The sequence below is a fragment of the Aeromonas sp. CU5 genome (assembly GCF_002586745.1).
GTDB classification, from domain to species: domain Bacteria; phylum Pseudomonadota; class Gammaproteobacteria; order Enterobacterales; family Aeromonadaceae; genus Aeromonas; species Aeromonas sobria.
The window spans coordinates 284,500-304,501 of the sequence record NZ_CP023817.1 but is presented as its reverse complement, the minus strand read 5'-3'; the positions used below and the strand labels follow the sequence as shown (position 1 = coordinate 304,501).

11 protein-coding genes and 1 pseudogene are annotated in these 20,002 nt (G+C 45.9%); 1 reads left to right on the top strand and 11 read right to left on the bottom strand.

Features of this window, described 5'->3' with window-relative positions; all coding sequences use genetic code 11:
• Positions 1–84 precede the first annotated feature (84 nt).
• On the top strand, positions 85–204 hold the full coding sequence (locus tag CK911_RS21625) for an IS1-like element transposase (RefSeq protein WP_157774510.1): 120 nt from the start codon (positions 85–87) through the stop codon (positions 202–204).
• Positions 205–338: 134 nt separating this feature from the next.
• Here the strand turns inward: CK911_RS21625 and CK911_RS01360 are convergent, their stop codons facing one another.
• From CK911_RS01360 to CK911_RS01310, 11 genes and pseudogenes are all read right to left on the bottom strand, one after another.
• Entirely contained in the window at positions 339–6,401 is a 6,063-nt protein-coding gene (locus CK911_RS01360; RefSeq protein WP_157774509.1) for a hypothetical protein, read from the bottom strand.
• A 46-nt stretch (positions 6,402–6,447) separates the two neighbouring features.
• On the bottom strand, positions 6,448–9,027 hold the full coding sequence (locus tag CK911_RS01355; protein ID WP_098968728.1) for a CS1-pili formation C-terminal domain-containing protein: 2,580 nt from the start codon (positions 9,025–9,027) through the stop codon (positions 6,448–6,450).
• Positions 8,978–9,640 carry a hypothetical protein gene (locus tag CK911_RS01350; RefSeq protein WP_098968727.1) on the bottom strand — a complete coding sequence of 221 codons (663 nt, stop codon included), beginning with the start codon at positions 9,638–9,640 and terminating at the stop codon, positions 8,978–8,980. The genes CK911_RS01355 and CK911_RS01350 overlap by 50 nt, the downstream gene beginning before the upstream one ends.
• Before the next feature lie 80 nt (positions 9,641–9,720).
• A complete protein-coding gene (locus CK911_RS01345) occupies positions 9,721–10,377 on the bottom strand; it encodes a hypothetical protein (RefSeq protein WP_098968726.1) in 657 nt (218 codons plus the stop codon).
• A gap of 1,521 nt (positions 10,378–11,898) precedes the next feature.
• Entirely contained in the window at positions 11,899–13,839 is a 1,941-nt protein-coding gene (gene acs, locus CK911_RS01340; RefSeq protein ID WP_098968725.1) for an acetate--CoA ligase, read from the bottom strand.
• A gap of 133 nt (positions 13,840–13,972) precedes the next feature.
• Positions 13,973–14,734 (bottom strand): acetoacetate decarboxylase, encoded by a 762-nt coding sequence (locus CK911_RS01335; RefSeq protein WP_098968724.1) that lies wholly within the window; start codon positions 14,732–14,734, stop codon positions 13,973–13,975.
• A 50-nt stretch (positions 14,735–14,784) separates the two neighbouring features.
• On the bottom strand, positions 14,785–15,855 hold the full coding sequence (gene buk, locus CK911_RS01330) for a butyrate kinase (RefSeq protein ID WP_098968723.1): 1,071 nt from the start codon (positions 15,853–15,855) through the stop codon (positions 14,785–14,787).
• 10 nt (positions 15,856–15,865) lie between these two features.
• Complete coding sequence (locus CK911_RS01325; protein ID WP_098968722.1) at positions 15,866–16,780, bottom strand: phosphate acyltransferase; 915 nt, start codon at positions 16,778–16,780, stop codon at positions 15,866–15,868.
• A 30-nt stretch (positions 16,781–16,810) separates the two neighbouring features.
• Positions 16,811–17,986: an acetyl-CoA C-acetyltransferase gene (locus CK911_RS01320; RefSeq protein WP_098968721.1), complete on the bottom strand. Its 1,176-nt coding sequence runs from the start codon at positions 17,984–17,986 to the stop codon at positions 16,811–16,813.
• A gap of 41 nt (positions 17,987–18,027) precedes the next feature.
• Positions 18,028–18,234 carry a hypothetical protein gene (locus CK911_RS01315; RefSeq protein ID WP_098968720.1) on the bottom strand — a complete coding sequence of 69 codons (207 nt, stop codon included), beginning with the start codon at positions 18,232–18,234 and terminating at the stop codon, positions 18,028–18,030.
• Positions 18,235–18,654: 420 nt separating this feature from the next.
• A pseudogene (locus CK911_RS01310) lies at positions 18,655–19,860 on the bottom strand (IS3 family transposase).
• Positions 19,861–20,002: the final 142 nt, after the last annotated feature.

The window sequence follows — 20,002 nt, the reverse complement described above, 5'->3', positions numbered from 1 at the left end:
ATGTGCATTAAAGTAATGGGTTAATAAGGTAGACATCGGATTTATGTGGTGACCACACAGCCCTTATAGCACTTGTGTTGTCTTATGGCGTTCAACGGCTCAGGCCTGCCTGTTACCGTTCGCGTCCTCAAGATTGGTATCAACAGTTCATTCAAAATAGACCCCATACCCACAAGGGAGTTATGCTATATAGCAATAAAATAGTACACCAGCACGTCATGACCATTGTTACATCGACTCTAGGAAGCAGAGTTTTATCAACACATTAATAAAACCCTGCTCACCCTCTAGTGACTTAATTACGACATTATAAATAGTTGGCACCTACCTAGTAAACATTACTCCATCGAGGCGCTTGCTGTTAAGCGCCCCTTTGCAGACGCTTTACCAAACCATATCTTCTCATCCACTGTCTCGCTAGAAACTGAATCATCCATCTTCACTATCGCAAACACCTTCGCTTTATATTCATTCGCTGCATAAGATGTCCATCCTGAATTTGAAGATGGCGTTGTCATCAATAGTTCATTCTGTGCTGAACAATCTATCTCCTGCTCGTTTCCTCCATCCTGAACCAGTTTCAGCGGTACGGCTACCTGACCCATCGGCGAGGTCAAAGTGCAGTATGACTTACCATCTTTTATCGCCGAAGGTACATCTGTCATACTAACTCTTAACTTCAATGCCAACGCGGCTCTTTGTAGCAAATGCCTTGTTATCTCCCCCTCAGATGCACCTCTCGTCAATGGCGTCACTGCCCCAGCCTTTAGCGATAACCCATACTCAAGTTTCAAAGGCTGTGCGCCAATACCAATCTCCCCTTCTACTCCGGGCGTTGGCACGCTGATAAACGAAAGGGTTGGCACACCAGATGGGGTTATTGTCAACTCACCTGACTGCGCACTACCTGTCGCACTTTCACTATTACCAGGATTCGCTGAGACAACAAAATGCTCATCTTCTACATCACCATCCTTGGTACTCGTTAAGTTAAACGTCACCACTTGGACATTACTGTCAACCCTGATCAACCACGACAACTTATTCGGTGAAACGCTTTCTAAACGCCCACCACTGATACTATCCAGTGTCACATCGTCACTCTCTACCATCAGTTCAGGTATTACTGATGGCTTAAGCCCAACCCACAGCAATCTTTCCGTTGGTACAGTATTATCCAGAGTCACCTCAACATTCATGGCCTCTCCCTCCGCCACTGACGGGGAGAGCACATTCACAGTGTTCACTGCACCTGTAGGATGCAACGTCATGCTCCCTGTAGGACGACTGGTACTGAATGCTGTTGATACTTCAGCATTCAGCATTAGACCTGCATGCTGACCAACCTTAGGCACCCAATGCAGAAACAGCTCTGTTGCACCCGCGGGGGTCAAAATGCGATAAATATTCGTGTTATCTCGTGGTAATGGAACACAGTTATTCACACCAAAACACAAGCTAACTTCATCGAATACATCTTGAGTAATCTCACTGAGTCGGACAACTATCGGTTGTCCTTCAATCAGATTGGTGGTCGCTAAGGAGATTGTTTGGTCAACCGGTGCATCCAATGCATCTACATTCGCGATACTAGTCACCCACTCAAGCGATTTGATGGTGAGCGTGCTACTTTTAGCCGCCGCAATATCTTCGGTATCACCGCCATTGGCCTGGATTACAAACTGTTGATCTGAGGTCGTAGCAGTATCAAGAGTCTCGATATCGAATGTCAGCGTTTGTGAAGGAGACGTTGACACATTCACCACTGTACCAGCCGAAACCAACTCGAACGGATCTAAACCACTAACCCGCGTTACCCTTGGGTTTATCGGTGTCAATAAACTCAGCGGCTTGATAAACAGCTTATCTCCGGGCTGAGGGGTATTAGCCAGCGTAATTGTATACCTTGCAGTATTCAATTCAGATAGGGTGTCGGGACTCACATCCAGGTCAGTAATTACTGGTGTGAACTCTGGTATCACAATACTACCTTGCGGCGCACTTGACATATCAGCTTCCGAAGACATCCTGTAATTATACGTTTTCCCTGAATGCCCTAGTTTATGTTTCACATAAACAAATAGCGCAGTCGTCGAAGGTGTTGTCGAAAACGACTGCCACCCCCCCGACAAGTTCACATTATATAAGATTTTCCCACCTTGGTCTCTGACCTCCATAGACTGTATGGATGTATCGACTGGGGACGGTGCTGAAATAAAAAATGTAGCACTGGTAGGCGCATAGCCAGGTATCAACCTCACTTCACCAATATCATCACCACCATTACTCGCAATAGCGAGATCTGGTACAAAAGCAACCTTCTCTGATACAGAATTAGTTACATAGACCTGTGCAACCTTAGAGGATGAGAAATCACTAGAGAGTGACGTTTCAATCTCAATATATTTATTAACCTCTCCTGCTGACTTAGTCACAACATCAAATTCAAGCGTAGGGCTTTCATAAGGCTCAATATTTATAAAAGCATCAGCATACACTCCCTGCTCTACCGCACCGGAAATTTTATTTCGTATTTTCACAGAGTCAACTGCTGCTATATGTAGCGAGTCTTTTATAAACCGGTAATACAATTTTGCTCTTGTCGCTGACACACCTGCCAAAGAAAGTTGAGCGGTAGCAGTTTTACCTGGAACTACATTACCTTGCAGGAAATAAAGGCTTTTTATAGTAAGTGGTGTAGATGGCAATATATTTATATATTTAGTATACCATTCCCCAACGTTACCACTCATTGCATTAGAGCTCTTAAGATTCAACTCATAAGTTCCTGATTGGATATTATTCTCAGCCTTAAATTTGAAATACTGATACCCAGCTGAAGTACGTTGTCCCCCGAGATTAATTTGATTTGAAAGACCGGTAGTCGGTGTATTTACCTCAGTACTGCCAAATTTCTTAAGGGTAAGGCCGGTGCGACCTCGCATAAAAAAATAATAAAGAGAAGAAATAGGAGGGAGAGCATAAGTCCCTACGGCGTCAAAAACTTGCCCTTTATATAAATCAAGGGTGCTTGTATTAACATCCAACATGTCAGAAGCTTCAGTATTTGACATATTTGTCTTTCCGGTAACAGTATCAATACGAATACCATTGATATAAACGCCAACTTCAATAATGGTTCCAGACGGAACAACTGCTCCACTGTACGCATGTATAGAAAAGTTACCTCTGACATTCAATATATCTGTGGTCACCTCTCCTCCTTGACCCTTAATAAGTGAACCATCTGCCAGATGAATGTTAACATGCATATTGTTAGAGTAAGGACGTTCGACCTTAAACTTGATTTTCCCCACATATGCACCAGTAACATCCTCAACTTGGCAAGAAAATCTACGCCCATAATCGCCATAGGTGATCGCACCGACCAACCTAAACGCGATGGCGTCACTCGCCCCGAGCGGCAGTTTATTGCCAAACCGATCAACCAAGACTCCCTGCCCCAGAGGAACAGTGTTCACCGAAATCTCTTTCGCCACACCCTGCATATCTGCAAATTTAATCCAGTGCGCTAAGTTCTTCCCCACTCGGCTCACGGCCCCTACCCTGGTATTTGCAGCCTCCAACAATCCTTGTTTGATACGCTTCAGTGAATATTCATCCACCCGCCCATCTGCAAACGTCAGGTTTAGCGTCACAGGGTCAGGCCGCAACACGATTAAGCTCGCAATCTCTTCTGATAATTTAATCCCTTTCTCTGTCGCAACCGTTTCATAAGCTATCTGCTCACTCGCTACCGATATACTGACCAGCCCCTTAACCGGTTGACCTGGATGTAGATACACACCCTCACCACTCACTCCTGATACCCAACCACCTCGCACATCATTTACCGTAGTGATGAGATACTTCGACGTTACAATGTCATTCACAACACCCAGTTCCAACACTGAACTACGTGGCTGATTGGCGGATAACGCAGTCTGCATCGCAATGTCCCAATGTAGCCTTGGTAGACTGCGAGAGCTAATTTCACCCATCACCGCAAACACGCTGCCTTCTTGTGACTTCACGCCTTCACTATTCTCTTGGGTCGCACCATTCGGCACAAACAGTGACAACGCCTTGCCATTGGCCAACGTCGCCAGTGGCACCCGTTTACCTAACGGATACGCCTGTCCATCTATCAGATAACGCCCCTGTTGCTGCACGGCATAACCCAACTTGGCTGTGAGACTAAACTCCAAATCTCCCCACTTGGCCATCATCCGCTTAGGCATAATATTGCGCACTGGGCAGCTCATTCCCGCTACCCCATCAACTGTCGCCGCGCTACAAGCTGACGTAGCAGGTGCCATCAGCGTGAGTCCGTTACGGGTGGTGGCATTGATATTAAAGGTCGCCGCATGCCCGGACGCCTGCGCCATATCCATCTTTAAACTGAGCTTGCCACCGGGCTTAGCCAGGCGCTCCGCCGCTTGCGCTGTCAATACCGGATTGACAAAGCCATTCTCCGGCGCTCGCCGACCTCGCTGAACGCTCCCCTGGTCATTGGCAAACCCCTGGATGGTATCCAGTGGCTTCACATTGCGGGGGTGTGCCTGGCTGACATTATTGCTCACTTGCCAAATAACTGGCTGCGCCGGGTCAGTCAACGAGCCATACACCCCAGCCCCATAGCTTCGGCTGGTTGATGCAAGATAGCGACTCTGCGTCACTTCATCACTCAACACCGCCAACGTCACATGCTCCGTCACTTCCGCCGTCGGCGCAGAACCTTTGGGCATCATCGGCATACTGGCTCGGTCACCCATCAGCCCGCGGCTACGAGATGAAAATTCACCCGTGACGGCCCGTGGCGTGGTCAATGCCGCGACCGCATCACCCGGCACAAACAGTGTGATGTGCCCACCTTGGGTAAAATGCTCCAACCCAATCGAAGACCCCAGTTCAACCCAACCACTGCGCCCTACCTCATATCGCGCCTGGTTTTGTAAGGCATATGGCAGCCGCGCAGAGAGCTTGAAGTGAATGTCGCTGCTTTTCAGGGTCTGGGCATTGACTTCTATCCGGCGCAATTCGCATGACTGCCCCTTCACGCCCTTGACCACCATTGGCTCGCAACTTTGCATTGCTGGTAACAAGGTGATACCACCTACCTTACGGGCATTCAGTTGGTATTTACGCTTAGTGCCCGAGGCCATCAGCGCATCCGCACTCAGCAGCTGCTGGCCACCTATCACACCTTGCTGAAATTGTTGCCCCGCTTGAGCACTAAATACCATGGCCGACTTGTTGCCACGCTGCACAAAATCACCAAACAGCTCGGTCGGTGTCGCCTGTGATACCGATGTGATTTCATCCACCGGAGAACGATAGGTGTTCAAATACCACGCAGCAGCATACGGACCGCGCGGAGGCCAAGAGCCAAAAATCGCCTGCTCACGTGAGCGGTTCAAGGTGGTGATATAGGTAGTACGGGTCGGTTTATCTTCTACCGTCAACAGACTGGCGCGCGTCGTCACCACTTCACTATTGGCGTGCTTTCGGCCAATGGGTATCACAAATTCATCGCCAAAACGCTTGCGGCTGGCAGAGGAAAAGACCGCCTCCAATCGTTGCACCGTCGTCGCATCGGCTTGTGGGCCCGCTTTACTGGGATAGAACACCTCAATAGACGGGGCTCCACGAAAATCCGCCAGACTCATGGCGTCATTCAACTTACGCCAGGTCGTGCCAATCCGATACAGTACACCCTCAGGTGCTTTTACTGCACGCACAGTAAACTGAATGTCGCCAGCAGAAACGGCTTGATGAGCCCCGCTGAGGTGGCGCACTGTACATACTCGCCCTTTGCGCCCATTTACCGTCTCGCTACGGCATTGCTGTCCGGCAACTTTGCTTAACGTCAACGTGCCGCGCTTGACAACCGAGGTCTCCAGTGTGCGCGAGCCGTGCTCACCAAGCTGCTCAATCAATTGCAGTGCTCTTTGCCCAGACAAGCCCATGCCCGCAAGTTGATTAAACGCAGCTTCACTAAACACACCATTGACATATGCGCCAGGCGCTTTGTTCAACGCCACAATCTGGCTGCCCCTGACATCAGAAACCCCGCGAAAAGCCTCGGTGGGTAACAGGCCAATCAACCGTGTAACTTCGGGCTGTTCTTTATGGGTGAACCAGGTTGCCAGTCGTCTATTTTGCGGGGAGAGCCTATCAACACCAAAAACCGACTGCGGCCAGGATTTAGCAATACGCCCCCCGGTTCTGTCCAGCGTGGTGACGTAGCGGACTTTCATCACTTCATCGGTAATTAAGACCACGCCTAACTGCCCCCGCACTGTCTGCTGATGTGGTACCAAGGGCGTAAAAGGGCTAAGTGGTGCGACCGGTGCCGCAGACACAACTGACAGCAACAGCAGCAGCATGACTAATGACATAAGTCCATGTTTTAGTATCGACATGATGACTCTCAGGTAATGTGCATTAAAGTAATGGGTTAATAAGGTAGACATCGGATTTATGTGGTGACCACACAAGGTCTTTAAGTCGCACAACGCCACCAGAAGCAGCAGGAATAGCCATCGCGACCTTAAATGTACCAGTTTGGGATGAGTCAACTTCCACCTCTGGAATTGATGCGTCCACATCGATAGAAAAGGCGCCTTGTGCATCGGTCACTGTCTCACCAATGTGATTTTTGATTGATGCATTCGCGATCGCAGTGCCAGATTCATCTACCAATCGTCCAAATACTGTCACCATCTGCTTTACCACCGGTTTGATAGTAGAGACATTGCCTGGATACAGGGTGAAAAGCTCATCTTCAGTCAACACATCATAGGATGCTTGCGCATCATTAGTGACTTGAACGGTGACATCATGCTCGATATATGGTTGAGCAGCCACGAAGTTAGCACCTGCATGTAGTGGCGTAGGAGTACCATCAACCATAAATTCAAGCTCTTTATCTTCGATATAATTTGGCATGACCACCATAAAACCTGATTCGCCCCCCCCCACCCCAGGAGCAATGCCATCGCTATTAAACGCTAACGTCCCAGATGATGAGTTCGACAAGCTCACATTATCCTGAGACAAGCCAATAGAAGCGGAGCCACTCACGTAACCATTCTCATAGCTAGTACGCAGTGAGGTTGAAGGTGATTCAATGTGTTCATCAGCCAGTTCGCCTTGCGCATCAATAGAGACATAATTAAAAAATCCATCTAATCCCATCCCGGCTGAAAACGAGGCCGTCTTGGTACCGTTTTGCTCAGACATACCGATATCAACCGCACCGCCCATGGCAAGCGAGGCATTCAAACTGACATAGTAGTTTGTTGTTGCTTCCTCACCCAATGTGCGATCCAGTCCAGTATCAAGAGATAATGAAAATAAGTCATAATCGAACAAGCTCTGGGTATAGTCGATATTCCAAGAGTGCTCGTCATACTCGCGATCAATATTATACCCCAAGTTCAGCGAACCACCGGGGATCTGCTCGGGTAAAGGCACGCTTAATTGCGCTTGGTCAACACCATATGAACGTGTCTGTTGATATTCATCTTCATCATCTTGACCTCGTTCGGAAGTAATCGTCAGAGTGGGTCCCCATTCGGGTGAGATATTGACTTGGTACAGTGCACGATGGCCCCCTTGGGCACTTTTCATCCACTGCCCATCAAATGACAGCCAGTCTGTTGCCTGCCAACCACTACCGACTTCGGCGACCCAAGAGGTTGGATTGCGATATAAGTTCGCATCCCACGTCACTTCACCAAATGTGGAGGATAAGTTTACCCCACCAACCGCGGCGCGCTCTTCAGATGAGCCCTCTTTTGCGTCGCTGTAGTCACTGACATTCTCATTTTGTGCATTGAGCTGTTCATGTTCGGCATCGCCAGCCCACAGCTGCCATACCCATTGGGCTCCACCATGCCCATTGGCAGGCTTGTTGACACGGTATGTTTTAGTATCACGAACTTGCCCGGCAATGACTGTCTCCACCTTTACCTCATAAACACCAGAGGGGAAGGATGTCGTGTCTAATGTATGACGGCCAATATTAAGTGTCGCAATATGAATCAATCGGTCATTTTTATAAACACGAACTTCACCTGTCGCAGGCATAGAGACAATTAAAGGAATAAGTGATGCTGACCCATTTTTGGTCAAAATAGAATCAGCAGCATTGGTAATTGATGCGTAATACAACCTATCAACAGAAAAGTTACTGACAGTGCCAACACGTTGTGGAGCATTGGTGTCCATACCCACTTCAGTGCGCAACCCATCATAATCACGAGCAAACACCAAAGAATCCAGCTCATGAGTGACTTCATTGTCGGAGGACAGTGCAGCGAAATTGGAAAATCTAATGTGGCTTTCCTCATATGACACAACATTATTAAATGAGGTTGATATGTTGTAATCTGAAAGACTATTAAGTGTTGCACCTGAAGAATATGCATTAATATTATAATTAGTTAGCATACTGAATGCCTGTTCTTCAGATGCCGGCTTGGCAACAGGCGACGTGCTCTGAATGCCCCCTAAGTCAGAAGAGTCGATATCCATTATGATGGTCATTTCAGCGAGGTCGAGCCTCACATTGGTACCATTTCCAATTTCAGCGCGTCCATCACGACCCAACACTAAGGCGTCCTTGCTCAACAATGCTAGTAGTTCATCAGACAGTGTTTTCTGATACTGCTTATCAAAGTTAAATTCCGAGATAGAAAGTACACCGTCACCAGAAGCCTTAATAAAAGCAACACCATTTGGCTCATACGTTTCAGCGTCGATATCGGCATGTATTAGTTTAAATTGCACTGGCAACTCAATACCTTGAGCCAAGAACGCATATATCTCGTCAGAAATTTCTATTGCCAAGCTATCTTCACCGCTAGTTTGCGGCATCAAATCGCTGGGGACAGCACCATAGGAAAGTGAGGAAAAAAAACACCCTAATAGAAATCTACCCCCAAAAGAAAGCAAAGATTTCACGAATAATTTACTCTTCGGCAGCAAGCGTAAATGAATCACGTTTAGTTCCATCAACATAACCGACCACTGCCTCTTTTGGATTAAATCTATTAAGTGAAACAGTTTGCTGAGGCAAAAGAGGGATAACTATTGAAGCCTCTTTACCTTTTTTATCTTTTCCATATGCTCGAAAGACAAATGAAACATTACCTACATTGGTCACACTATCACGATTGAGCAAATAATGCTGAAATCCATTACTGGGGGGCAAGGTGAGAATATAGCCCATAGATAAATTGGGCGTCACCTTCCCGTTAGTTTCACCTTCCTGTTTCGATTTGCGCGTCAAGCGGTCGACATACGTTTCAGTAAACATCACCCTGAAATACCGCTCCTTGCTGTTTTCTGGTCCTTTGTAAATAAACCTGAAGTTAGCTTTGCCTTTCTTCCTTATCACCTGCCTAGAAGGGGTAAAAAGCAACTCCCCCCCTTGCATATTGATTTGTCTATCCGATGTAGGGGAGTCAACCTCAGCCACAGAGACAACGACTAGAGCATGGCGCGCAGTCTCGTTCTCAACCGAGACGACAGCCTCATTATTTACAAAGGGAGTAAAAAAACCACGCAAAGTGATGGCTGAGCACTCAAGTGAAATAACCATAAAAAAAGGCAATAATAGCAATCTAAACACAACCACTCCTTTAATGACAAAGGCAAAATAAATTTCGCCTTTGTCATTCCATAGTTTCTTAAGCAAGACTAAACAGGATATTAAGGAAGGCTACTACCCCACGTACCTTTAATATAAATGCTTGGAGTATCAGCAAAGACACCATCAGCAACTGTAGTAACCTCAGACTCTAGAGAAACATAAGTGCTTGCCAAAATATCGACAGAACCAGTGGTGCTGCCACCTAAAATAGGATTGAACTCTGAAAGACCTGCATTAGAAAAGGCACTTGCATCATTAAGCACGTCATCACCTGAACCTGATGCATCAAAAGGAGCGCTAACTGTACCACCGTGATAGACTTTGAATTTACTTGTGCTGCCAACTGCATCACTCAAATAAAGATCATACTTAACTTCATCGTTAGTAATGGCATTCTTAAGGGCATGATTAGCATTAGGAGAAACATCAGCCACATTCATCATGAAATGTGAAAACGAGCCAGCAGGATGATGCATGGCAACATTTAGTTTTTGGCCACCAATGGTGATAAACTTTTTCGCACCAAAGTCAAAAATCACATCCATGGGGGAGCCATCAAGTGAAATATTCATAGTCGGCACATCAAGCTTCTCAACATTAATATTGATATCCGCTTTGCTAGTCGAAAATGCATCAGTAGCATTGGCGTTGGCGCTCAAACCCAACACAGCAATAGACAAGGCCGAAATTGCAAACGCTTTTTTTACGATACTCATGTAAATACTTCCTCTTTTTTAAGATAAATTAGCCACTCAAATATAAGGTACACTGTGCGCATTCAAGATAAAGGGCACTACAAAACAAAACCACCCATGACCTACATGACGCAGCACTGCAATCCTTATGGGACATATAATAGCGAGCACTCAAACGATAGCTAAGTGAAAAATTCTGAATTGGGGCGAATGGAAGTGAAAACCAACCAAAGAGAGCCACCATGACAGGCAACCTAGAGGCACGAAAAATCATGAAAAAAAGTGAAAAACACACCTTACCTCTCTCTTCTGCACCCCCAGCAAAAACATAAGATGTTGATATAAAAGCTCTTTTTATAAAAAAATCAACTCACCTAAACATATCAAGAATACAGTAATCACTAAAATATCTCATAACATTACCGATACTACTGAAGTATACCTCACATCAATGCACGCTATAACAGATCGCCTCACTCTATAAAATCAGGATTTACCACTTTATTACAACAGAGAACTTGACTAGCACCAGCCTTTCTTAAAATATCAACACTTTGAACACATCACACTTTAACCTAAGGACATTATCTTCTATTGCATCAGATATCTTCTAAATACCTTAGCCCCCAGATGGTGAAACATTAATTTAACACTCATATCAACAAATAACAGTTTTGGACGCAAACAATGGTTCAGATACTCGTAAATGGATAATACCATGGAGAACCTAGTGGAGCATCATTTGAGAATCAGCCGCAATTCGGCAAGTCATTTCCAGAGCAGTCTATAAGATTTCAATGGTCAGTTTGCACCATTGAGCCAAATACATTTATACTATTCAGATGACAGATTTTAATAAAATCTACGCCAGTAGGGAAAACCAAATATAATCCCACCGGAGTGCCATTATTTTGATATAAAAAGAAGGTAAGCCTTATAAATTTTACGTGGGCCTTACCGAGAGGTGGATTACCAATTTTTATATTTTATACCCGGTGCACATATTCATCTAAATAGCGATAGATACACAGAATGGTAGTGCCTTCAGCCAGTTGAAATGGTGTCTTTCGATAACGGTACCGATAAGTTTCTTGTAGTTATCAACAAAGCCAGAGAAACTGATGATTTTGCAAGCCAATAGTCTGATTTGCTGTGTACTATTCATAGAGATCGTTTCAATTTACTCAGTTGTAACTCCAATCTGTAATTGGGTTCGAGAGTTTGTTATTTTTTATGGCAAAATGGCTATCAACTTTATCCGATAGAGTGGTGTCGGCGAATTAAGTAAAAAACACCATGGATTTTTACTCCTATGAGAACTGTGTCAGTGAACTACAATTCATTATAGTATTGAAGCCAGCAGGTGACGCGTGAAGCACTACGCCCATGATGCAGAATTAAGGAGAGGTGGCAGTGTTCTGTTCACCACCTCAGATAGTTCCATCCACCCTGCATTAATTTGGACAATTAAGCCTCTCAAGCCCATCGATTTAAGACAGATCACTGTGAAAGATATTGAGATGGATAGTACCCATATTCAAGTCACCTCAGGTTCTTTAGGATAAGGTTGTCAATTACATCTAGGTTCGCCAAAGTGGAGATATCTCCTAAGCTGTCGGTTTTACCAGTGGCGACCTTGCGTAACATTCGACGCATGATCTTGCCGGAGCGGGTCTTCGGTAGCCCCTCTGCCCAGTAGATCACATCCGGGGTAGCGATGGCGCCAATCTCTTTGCGCACCCACTCTTTCACCTCTTTGTGCAGCTCGCGGCTCGGTTCTTCCCCGGCGATCAGGGTGACATAGGCGTAGATGCCCTGACCCTTGATCTCGTGAGGAACCCCCACCACCGCCGCTTCGGCGATCTTGGGATGGGCCACCAGCGCCGATTCAATTTCGGCGGTCCCCATGCGATGGCCGGAGACGTTCAGTACATCATCCACCCGACCGGTGATCCAGTAGTAGCCATCGGCATCGCGACGGGCACCGTCGCCAGTGAAGTAGCGGCCGGGGAAGGTGGAGAAGTAGGTCTGCTCGAAGCGCTCATGATCGCCAAATACGGTGCGCATCTGACCCGGCCAGGAGTCGGTGATCACCAGATTGCCCTCGGTGGTCCCCTCCAGCGGTTCGCCCATGTTGTCCACCAGCGCCGGTTGCACTCCGAAGAAGGGGCGGGTGGCCGAACCCGGTTTCAGGTCGGTGACGCCGGGCAGCGGCGTAATCAGGATGCCGCCGGTCTCGGTCTGCCACCAGGTATCGACGATGGGGCAGCGCTCGTCACCAATGGTACGGTAGTACCACTCCCAGGCTTCCGGGTTGATGGGCTCGCCCACCGAGCCCATGATGCGCAGGCTTTGGCGCGAGGTGCCGGTCACGGCCTCGGTGCCCTTGGCCATCAGGGCGCGGATGGCAGTAGGGGCGGTATAGAGGATGGTGACCTGGTGCTTGTCTACCACCTGACTCATGCGGTTGGTGGCCGGGTAGTTGGGCACCCCTTCGAACATGATGGTGGTAGCACCGTTGGCGAGCGGCCCATAGACCAGATAGGAGTGACCGGTGACCCAACCGACGTCGGCGGTACACCAGTAGATATCCTCTTCGTGGTAGTCGAACACATATTTGAAGGTGAGTGCGGCGTAGACCAGATAGCCGCCGGTGGTGTGCAGCACCCCTTTGGGTTTGCCGGTGGAGCCGGAGGTGTAGAGGATAAAAAGCGGATCTTCGGCGTTCATCGCTTCGGGCGGGCAGTCGCTGCTGACGGCAGCAGTCGCTTCGTGCCACCAGATGTCGCGGTGGTTGTGCCAGGCGACATTGCCGCCGGTGCGCTTGAGCACGATCACCTTGTTAACCTGGGTATCCGGGTTAGTGAGCGCTTCATCCACATTCTTCTTGAGTGGCACCGGACGGCCGCCCCGCAGCCCCTCGTCGGCGGTGATGACGATGCGCGAGCCGGAGTCGATGATGCGACCGGCCAGCGCTTCCGGCGAAAAACCGCCGAATACGATGCTGTGTACCGCGCCGATGCGGGTACAGGCCAGCATGGCAATGGCGGCTTCGGGCACCATGGGCATATAGAGACAGACCACGTCGCCGCGGTGAACCCCTTGTGCTTTCAAGACGTTGGCAAACTTGCACACTTCGCTGTGCAGCTCGCGGTAAGTGAGTTTGCGATCTTCGGCCGGGTTGTCCCCTTCCCAGATGATGGCCACCTTGTCACCCCGTTCGGCGAGATGGCGATCTAGACAGTTGGCCGAGACGTTGAGCTGGCCATCTTCAAACCATTTGATGGAGACATGGCCCGGATCGTAGGAGGTGTTCTTGACCTTGGTATAGGGTGTCATCCAGTCGAGGATTTTTCCCTGCTCTCCCCAGAAGGCGTCGGGATTGTCGATGGAGGCCTGATACATGGCCTCGTAGCCAGCCTTGTCCAGCAGGGAGCGGTCGCCAATATGGGATTTGACCGGGTAAACATTGCTCTCATTCATATAGCATCCCTTATTATGGCTTCTTTGAACTTAATCACTAACTTTAATAAAAAAACAATACAATTAAAAACAAAGGAATACATTTAAAAAACATTTTATTTACAACATAAATAAAATATCAAACCTCTATGTGCTATTTAAGATAATCGATTAATACTTCACCATAAGGCAATGTCAAATCAGCGACAAAGTGAGTCCCCCCCAAAATTTTTTTTATAGGTAAATCATGCAAAGGAGCCATAGCATGAGGAACTATATCAAGCGCAGCAGGTCCGTTATATGCCCATTTAACATCTATATTCTCCATATAGTAACGAACTAGTTGGCATATAGCAGGAGATCCATCAACGCTAGGGATTGACTTTACTAAATAATTTGGTTCCTTCAATTTTTTGGCTATAGATTCAGTGGTGATCTGATTAAAGTTCAGTCCCATAGTACCTGTTGCCACTCGAACTTTCCCGTACTCTAGTGTTCCAAGTAAAGTATCGCCATCATGCTCAAGCTTAGGAGAACCAATTTTTTTGGGAAATCCCCATATCTCTCTTCCTCCAGCAATCGGGGAATGGCTATCAAGGAACATAGAATGTACATAAGTTCCTGATACACCTTCATAAAAAACAGGAATTACCTGTCCAGATTCATTAAAATCACCAAATCCGTTGGCAGTTGGCATACGCATAAACTCGTAATTTACGATAGGTTCCTTCACTTTTAGCCCAGGAGGGAGGCAGCGCTCAATAGCATCAGGACAAGTCTCATAACTAATAATAAAATACTCTCGTCTGAAAAATCGATGAGGAGCTTCAGTATAAGCAGAGTTTCCTTGACGTACTGGCATTCCGAAGGGGTTTCTTTGTGATGAACTATAACTGTTATACGAATTGCTTTTCATTTATTTACCTTGATATGAGGCTGAGCTATTCATAGCTCAGCTATAAGTATTTAATACTCTAAGATTTCTCTATCTCCATTTAGAGCATCAATAACACCTTCAACAAGGGCTTGCATCTCATCTTCTCCAGGATATATCATTATATTTTTGCAAATAAAGCTTACTCTACTACTTATCCAATCAGTTATTAACCCACTGTGAGCAACGCTTCCTGTAAGTATTATTGCATCAACACTCCCATACAGTACCGCAGATAACGCTCCTATTTCTTTAGCAATTTGATAGGCCATGCCTTCCATTATTAATTTCGCATTTTCATCTCCCTTCCTGACCATATCTTCAACTTCTTGCATATCCTTGGTTTCAAGGTAACTATAAACGCCCCCCTCTCCAATTAATTTTTTATACATTTCCTTATAACTATATTTACCACTAAAACAGAGATCGATTAATGCTAATGGAGGAACACCACCAGCTCTTTCTGGACTCATTGGCCCATCCCCACCAAGAGCAGAGTTTACATCTATGACACGGCCATGCTTATGAGCACCGACACTCACTCCACTACCTAAATGAGCAACAATTAAATTTATATTATGGTAGTCTTTACCAGCTTCTCTGGCATAACGTCTAGCAACCGCCTTCTGATTAAGTGCGTGAAAGCTCCTTACTCGACTAATACCAGCCATCCCCGAAAGCTTAGCTATATCATCATATTCATCAACCATTACTGGATCTACTATGTATGCATCATTGCCAACATCGTTCTCTTTAGCAATTTCATAGGCAAGGATACCACCAAGATTTGAAGCATGTTGACCATTAAGCCCTATGATTGCATCATTTAAATATGCCTGATTGATACGATAGACACCACTTTCTAGGTTACGTACCATTCCTCCGCGCCCAACAAAGCCAGAAATACTATCCAGCTTTATATTATGCTTAGATAAAGTATTAATAATTAATTTTTTCCTATATTCTTTTTGATCCGCAATAGATTCAAATCTAGCAAGCTCACTGAAAGAGTGACTTATCGATTCTAAAAAAATGGGTTTTTTATTTTCATAAACAGCTATTTTGGTAGACATTCCACCGGGATTAACAGCTAGCACTCTCATATGCCACCTTTTAAACATTACACTGTGCAAGTGCACATGCAATTGCATAGTACTTAGTTTCAACAGAATCTGAGCGAGATGGGAAATCGACAGGAGCAATTGTTCCTATAATAAAGCTTGCAGCCTTTGCCCCACCTAAGAATGTTGTTGTTTTATAAAAAACATTAGCTGAATTAATATCTGGCAATAAGATCAAATCAACATCACCACCAACCTCAGTAGTAATTCCTTTATGTTTTACCGATTCAGAACTAAACGCCAAATCTATAGATAACGGACCATCAACAAGGCATCCTTTAATACTGTCACGCCTATTCATCTGCGTAAGAATAGCAGCATCAATTGTAGAAGGCATGGCCGTCTTTACTCCCTCAGTAGCTGCAATAACTGCCACCTTTGGCTTTGACACGCCAAGAGAATGAAATACATCAACACATTGCTGAATCATTTGTGCCTTTTCATTGACATCAGGCGATATGTTTATTCCTGAATCAGTATATGCAAATACTTTATGATATGTAGCAATTTGAATAAATGCAGCTTGAGAAACAATCTTTGCCTTTTTTAATCCTGTTTCTCTATGTAAAATAGGGCGTAGATATTCAGGAGTACCTATAGAACCTCGAGTCAACATATCGGCATGACCTTCTTTTACAAGAGCTACAGCTTGTTTACATGCCTCACCCTTATTTTTTTCATGAATAACTTCATATCTATCTATATCATAACCAAGCTTGTCAGCCAATGACACTATAATATCACGATCACCCACAAGAATTGGTTCTGCAATACCTTGGTCTGACAACATCTTTAATGCAAATAAAGTTGTTTCGTCTTCTGCCGCAGCTACTGCAATCTTCAATTTCCTGAGTTTTGATTTATTTTTAGCAATCTCAACGAAACTTTCTAGCGAGCTTAATAACATAGTCCCTCCAAATCATATGAAAAATAATGCTTACAGTTTTTCTACTGTGGCAGCTATCCCCATTCCACCACCAATACATAAAGTGGCAAGGCCTTTTTTTGCATTTCTTCTTCTCATTTCATGAAGTAGTGAAACAAAAATCCTTGCTCCGGAGGCACCAATAGGATGACCTAACGAAATTGCACCTCCATTTACATTTACATTGTTAACATCCCATTTCATTTCCTTGTTTACCGCAATAGCTTGAGCCGCAAAAGCTTCGTTTGACTCTACAAGATCAAGTGAATCAATACTCCATCCTGATTTATCCAACACTTTCTTTGAGGCATAAATTGGACCTGTTCCCATCAGATCAGGTGATACTCCAGCACTCGCAAATGCAACTATTTTTGCCATCGGTATTAAATTGTATTTCTTTACAGCTTCAGCAGAAGCAAGCATGATCATAGCTGCACCATCATTAACACCAGAAGAATTCCCTGCTGTCACAGTGCCATCACTTTGAAAAGCAGGCTTTAACTTCCCCAAATTTACCAATGATGTTTTTTTACGAGGAAACTCGTCTATAGAAAATTTACTTCCATCTTTATCGCCAACATCAATTGGAACAATTTCATTTATAAACGTTCCACGTTCAATTGCTATTGATGTTTTGAATTGAGATTGATATGCGTACATGTCTTGCTCTTCTCTACTTATATTGTATAAGTGAGCAACATTTTCCGCAGTATTTCCCATATGATAGTCATTAAAGGCATCCCATAACCCATCTTTGATCATGCTATCAACTAGACCCCATTCCCCCATTTTCTTCCCTTGCCGAGAATAAGGTAGTAAGTGGGGAGCTAAGCTCATATTTTCCTGTCCTCCCGCAATAAGGATATTAGCATCACCTGATAGAATAGCTTGATATCCAAGTTGGATAGATTTAAGCCCAGACCCACATACTTTATTTATCGTCATGGCCGTAGTTGATTCTGACAGCCCAGATAACATGGCAGTTTGTCTAGCAGGGTTTTGACCACATCCTGATGACAGAACCTGACCAATTATCACCTCATCAACAGCCTCTATCGGGGCTTTAGATGATTTTAAAATTGCTTTTATAACTTCAGCTCCTAACTTAACCGCAGGAATTGCAGACAACCCCCCCCGAAATGAGCCAATCGCAGTTCTCATTGCATCGATTACATAAACTTCACGCATAATAGTTTCCCCACAACAATAATTATAATTAGGTATAAATCCTAACTTTGCTTATTGAAATAACTTTTTATCAACTCCGACTCACTACGAGAGCATCCAATAGTCAACAAGGCCTCATCAAGCCCCATTCCTGCATGCGACTGAAGAATCTCAATAGCAGGAAGAAGATGTGAAATGGAGACATACCCTCCTGACGTCAACATAACCTTTCCTTTAACTTGTTCTTTTGTCTGCGTCTTATAGATCATGATTATATTCCTCAACTGAATGAACACCTGACACTTAAACTAATACTAGAGACTCACAGGACAGATTAGATTCATCTTAAGTATCTAAGTATTCCAAGTCGTTTAGTGATAGAGATCGAAAGCTGTCAAAGACCGTAACATCAGTGCCTTACAACACTTCAACACAAGGACCCCTACGAAACCAATAAATAAATTTGAAAACGGAGAGTCATCACATATATTCAGATGTTATCCACCAACACCATAATCTACGACACTTGGTCTTTAATCGTTAGGTGAATTGGTAAGAATGCTTTCAACATCAAGGATGTAATTACATTCCGTCTGTCATGTGGAATGATGTGCAAGTCATTTTTTCATTTAAATTCACATTTAACACTAACTGGATTTGACCCCATAGATCCAGACACTTTTTCCCGCTTAGGGTTGTGATACCCGACTGCGCAGAAATTCCCGGGGTGAACGGTATCCTAAGGCGCTGTGCGGGTGGTGCTCGTTATAATGCTCAAACGCGATGGCCAAATTACCTACCGCTGTTCGGCTATCTGGTTTCGGCATCATCTCGATATAGTCTCGCTTCATCGTCTTGACGAAGCTCTCCGCTATACCGTTGCTCTGTGGGCTTCTCACCGCAGTCGTTCTGGGCTCCAACCCGATCTCTCGTGCAAACGCGCGGGTCTCATGGGCTCGATACGCCGAGCCATTATCAGTCAGCCACTCCACCGGTGATGCAGGCAACGAATCCCTGAAGCGACGTTCGACAGACCTCAGCATGACATCTTGCACCGTGTCACTGTCGTAACCCCCGGTACTGGCCGCCCAGTCCAACGCTTCCCTATCGCAGCAGTCCATGGCGAACGTGACACGTAGTTTTTCACCGTTATCACAGCGAAATTCAAAGCCATCCGAGCACCAACGTCGATTGCTCTCTTTGACGGCAACACGCCCCTTATGTGCCTGCTGGGCCAATGGTGCCGCCGGTTTTCTTTCCAGCAGCAGGCCATGATCGCGCATGACGCGATATCCCCGCTTAGCGTTTACTACAGGCTGTCTTGTTGCCTCTGACTGACGCCGTAACAGCGCCCAGACCCGGCGATAGCCATAGGAGGGAAGCTCAGCCATCGCCTCCATGATCCGGCCAAGTAAGGCTGCATCATCATGCTGGCGATGATGACGACCATCTTGCCAACCTGGTTTTCGATGAACACGAACGGATAGCTGCGCACGCGATACATTAAGGGCCTGGCTCACAGCACTTAATCGTCGTCCCCCGGCAACAAGGGCGCATGCGCAATCCATTTTTTTGCTCGGCCATACTCCACGGCTTCTTTGAGGATCTCGTTCTCCATGGTCTTCTTCCCAAGCAGACGCTGGAGCTCTCGGATCTGCTTGATGGCAGCAGCCAACTCGGAGGCTGGAACAACATCCTCACCGGCGGTGATCGCCGTGAGAGACCCGTCCTGGAATTGCTTACGCCATTTGAAAAAGCTGGTTGGCGTTGACGTCGTGCAAACGAGCGACATGAGAGACGGTCATACCGGGCTCAAAGGTCTGCTGCACAATGGTGATCTTTTCTTGCGGAGTCCGGCGTCGACGGCGATCGGCTCCTGTTAACACTTCGGCCATCTTCTCGTTGCGACTAGTACTGAACATAGGTCCAAGACTACCTCTTAAGTTAAGAGGGGCGAAGTGTCTGGATATTCAAGGGGCCAATCTACTAACTGATCGTATGTGAGTGATCTGATGGACGTCTCTACCCAGCGAGTTC

Excerpts from the sequence above, each read along its gene's own strand:
- CK911_RS01325 (WP_098968722.1), bottom strand. The coding sequence starts at position 16,780 with ATGTTATTAAGCTCGCTAGAAAGTTTCGTTGAGATTGCTAAAAATAAA.
- CK911_RS01315 (WP_098968720.1), bottom strand. The coding sequence starts at position 18,234 with ATGATCTATAAGACGCAGACAAAAGAACAAGTTAAAGGAAAGGTTATG.
- CK911_RS01355 (WP_098968728.1), bottom strand. The coding sequence starts at position 9,027 with ATGTTGATGGAACTAAACGTGATTCATTTACGCTTGCTGCCGAAGAGT.
- CK911_RS01360 (WP_157774509.1), bottom strand. The coding sequence starts at position 6,401 with ATGTCATTAGTCATGCTGCTGCTGTTGCTGTCAGTTGTGTCTGCGGCA.
- CK911_RS01345 (WP_098968726.1), bottom strand. The coding sequence starts at position 10,377 with ATGAGTATCGTAAAAAAAGCGTTTGCAATTTCGGCCTTGTCTATTGCT.
- CK911_RS21625 (WP_157774510.1), top strand. The coding sequence starts at position 85 with ATGGCGTTCAACGGCTCAGGCCTGCCTGTTACCGTTCGCGTCCTCAAG.
- CK911_RS01320 (WP_098968721.1), bottom strand. The coding sequence starts at position 17,986 with ATGCGTGAAGTTTATGTAATCGATGCAATGAGAACTGCGATTGGCTCA.
- CK911_RS01335 (WP_098968724.1), bottom strand. The coding sequence starts at position 14,734 with ATGAAAAGCAATTCGTATAACAGTTATAGTTCATCACAAAGAAACCCC.
- buk (WP_098968723.1), bottom strand. The coding sequence starts at position 15,855 with ATGAGAGTGCTAGCTGTTAATCCCGGTGGAATGTCTACCAAAATAGCT.
- acs (WP_098968725.1), bottom strand. The coding sequence starts at position 13,839 with ATGAATGAGAGCAATGTTTACCCGGTCAAATCCCATATTGGCGACCGC.